The 3,116-nt window shown below is 64.1% G+C and carries 3 protein-coding genes; all 3 read right to left on the reverse strand.

The window, feature by feature from the left end; translation table 11 throughout:
• Window positions 1–426: 426 nt before the first annotated feature.
• Complete coding sequence (locus tag AB1609_19350; protein ID MEW6048599.1) at window positions 427–867, reverse strand: hypothetical protein; 441 nt, start codon at window positions 865–867, stop codon at window positions 427–429.
• A 608-nt stretch (window positions 868–1,475) separates the two neighbouring features.
• The gene (locus tag AB1609_19355; protein ID MEW6048600.1) at window positions 1,476–2,009 is read right to left on the reverse strand and encodes a hypothetical protein; all 534 of its coding nucleotides are present in this window, start codon (window positions 2,007–2,009) and stop codon (window positions 1,476–1,478) included.
• 527 nt (window positions 2,010–2,536) lie between these two features.
• Window positions 2,537–2,929, reverse strand: a complete 393-nt coding sequence (locus tag AB1609_19360) for a GNAT family N-acetyltransferase (GenBank protein ID MEW6048601.1) — start codon at window positions 2,927–2,929, stop codon at window positions 2,537–2,539.
• Between the last annotated feature and the right edge of the window lie 187 nt (window positions 2,930–3,116).

Consider the following 3,116-nt stretch of genomic DNA (forward strand, 5'->3'; position numbering starts at 1 on the left):
ACCACTCCCTCGCCCTCTTCCGGCGGACAGGTTCGACGTGTGCGGGCTAGGCCCTTGGTGGTCTGGAACCAATATGGAAGCTGACAGCCGCGGTCTACCCCTTTCTCTACAGTTTCCTCTAACAGAAGTGCGGAGAAGATTCCGTACCGTGCGGCGCTGTAGCCACGTCATCCTAGACCGGTCACCCGGTGGAGAAGGGACGCCCCGATCGCAGCCGATACCTGCCACGGCTCGCAGGCTGCCTGTATCGAGCCACTCCGGCGGGGTCTTGATCGCTGCCTCCGCCGCCTGGAGCGTCTACTCAACCGCGAGCGCGGTCTCCGCGAGCTCTTGGTGGATGGGGTGGTGCTCAGTGGAGTGGGTGCCCCGCGGTGTGTTTGGGTCCACGTCGGTTACCCCGTCACTCCCCTTTGACTGCGCCTGTGATCAGGCCACGGATGAGGTAGCGCTGCCCGGCCGCGCACAGGACCAGCATGGGTACCGTGACAGCCACCAGCCCCGCCATGATAACAGGAAACGTTCAGCGTGAAGCGGTTGCGGAAGAGCGTGATGCCCACCATGAGGGTACACAGTTCCTAAGGACTGAAGGAAGACCAAATCATGAGCTCGTTCCACAGCCCCCCGCATTGACGACCATCGCGAGATGGCCATCAGCGGGACGATGAGGTTGAAGAGGAAGTCCCGCCCGCGGAATCTCATGTGGGCGGACGCGTACGCTGCCAGCGCGGCCAGCACCGCGGTGAGCACCATGGATCCGGCGGTCAGCACGGTGCTGTTCCAGAACCAGAGCAGGAAGTCCTTCCCGGCAAACCCCGCCCGGAAGTTGTCGAGAGTGAACACCTTGGGGAAGGCCAGAGGATATCGCAAAAACTCCGGTCAGCTCTTGAATGCGTTGATGAACATGAAGTAGAGCGGGAAGAGCCTGATGTAGCGAAGCGTTTGCCACCATCCGGCGTTGAAGTGGGGGTCGATGTGTGGGAGTTTGCAGGTAGGCCGGTTGGGCTTTACGACAAACTCGGTTGTCGAACACTCCGGCGCGCGCTGGCGAGGGGTCTCTAGGACGCTCAGTGGCGACCCGGGCGGCAGCCCGGCGCCTACTGCACGGCCCGTTGTCTAGAGCGCTGGGCGGCGCCCCAGGAGTTTACGAAGGCAGCGAAGCGCCATCACCAGGAGCCCGTCCCGCACCTGCTCAGGGTGAAGGTTACGCCGTCGGTGCGCCAGGGCTGCCTCCCTATGGCGTTCCCCAGCGCGCCTTCCTTCCAACCAGGGGGAAGGTGGACCGGAGCGTTCGAGATCCCGCGTCCCGCGCTTTCCCGACCCCGGGATGCCTTGGTCCGACCCGAGCGTTGCCTACCTGGAGTAGCACGGTGGGCTCAAGGGGGCACGGGCGGCGGCCCTCATCAGCAGTGTGCCGGAAGTGACCGCGGGGCCCGGCTCAGACCGGTCGGAGGTCGCCGGTGCCCCCGGGTGTGTGCCTATTTCGTAATGGCTCGCAGCCGGATACCCTTGGACAGGTCGGCACGCCGCAGATCCCAGTGGGCCGTGCGCCCGTCTACCCGGGTGGTGTTGGCCATGTCGATCTCCCGGGGCAGCACCACCTCGACCGAGAGCAGGACGGTGTCCGATTCGGTCTGATCCGAAAAGCCCTCGAACGGGCCCAGCGGGTAGGAAAAGGAGTACGTGCCATCATCCTGCTGTTCGAGTGTGAAGGGCAAATCGTCGATATCTTGCGGAGTTCCGGTCCACTCGTAGACCACGTTGGGCATCGCTTCGCCCTTTTCGTAGCGGTGGAAGCTGGCCGTCTTCCGCAGCCCGGGCACCGCCAGGTTAAGCGACTGCAGGAAGAGATCGACCTCCGCGCCCGCATACGTCTTGTCAACGATGAGGCGAGCGGTGATCACGGCGCTGTCGGGCTTGCTCAGGTCGAGGCGCTGCTCCACTTTGAAGCAAGCCGCCGTCCCGATCGCCAGCAACAACAGGAGGCCGACCAGCACAAATCGTCTCCTCATCAGTAGTTCCCCCCTGACGCAGACCTTGTCCACTGTCATCATGGCATTGGGTGTCGCAGCCACGGAGACAGAGGAACCCGCATGGCGCGGCCGCGCGACAGCAGGAGTCCCCAGAGGTGAACCATGCCCCGGCAGGCCGGCCCACGGCCTCTTCAGCCTGCTGCCTGGGAACGCCGCAGGGTTCAGCGTACGGCTTGGCGAACGCAGTGAGGGGTCTTCAGGCGCCGCCGACGTCTGGGGCACGGAGGGCGGTTCACGTGCAGTACCACGTCGCGAATAGCTCTTAGGTCAGGTCTGCACGTGGCTCCCGAGCCCTGGTTAGCGCCGCCTGATTCGGGAGATCGACGGCCGGGTCCGGTGCTGCACTAAGGCACGGCTACCTCGGCGGGCACGATGCGTTCCTGGCGGCCAAACGCAGGATTGTTGGCGACTGTCAGCAACAAACAGGGCCTCGCCATGGTGAGGAAATCCTCGAGCGCCGGGCTTGCGGGACGGAACTTCGCGGAGGAATGGCCCGTCGCATTCCCTCACCACTGATAGAGGTGGAAATAGCCTTGCCCCGGCTCGAAACCGTGCTTGAGGTAAAACGCTTCGGCGCCGGTTGTCGTGCTGAGGCAGACCTTTCGAACGCCGCGCAGTTCGCCGAGGAGCGCCTTCAGGATCGCCGTTCCGATGCCCTGGCGCTGAAACGACGGCGCCACGACCATGTCGTAGATGCCGGCGTACAGAATGCGATCGGTGAGTGCGCGACCGAAACCTACCAGTTCGCCACCCGCTCGAGCGCAAACGATCACATCCGAGTTGGCAAGCACAGCGGTGGCGACATCCAGGGCAGCGTGCTTGTGCCAGCCGACGGAGTCGTAGAGCCGGACGAGTTCCTCTGGGGCTACAGACCCGTCTACCGATACGACCCAGTTCACGATTCGTGCCCCTTTCCGGGGCCCAACCCGGCAGCATTGGATACGTAAAGGGGTCCTGCCGGTATCCCAGGATATCACCCCTGCCCAGGGCTGGCGCACGTCGTCCTCGCCTTCATCCAGAGTACCTGACGGTAGCCGATCTCAGGGCCGTACACGTACATGTTGAGGGAACGCGCCCTGGGCCGAT

This window comes from Bacillota bacterium (genome assembly GCA_040754675.1).
Taxonomy (GTDB): domain Bacteria; phylum Bacillota; class Limnochordia; order Limnochordales; family Geochordaceae; genus Geochorda.

Excerpts from the sequence above, each read along its gene's own strand:
- AB1609_19355 (MEW6048600.1), bottom strand. The coding sequence starts at position 2,009 with ATGAGGAGACGATTTGTGCTGGTCGGCCTCCTGTTGTTGCTGGCGATC.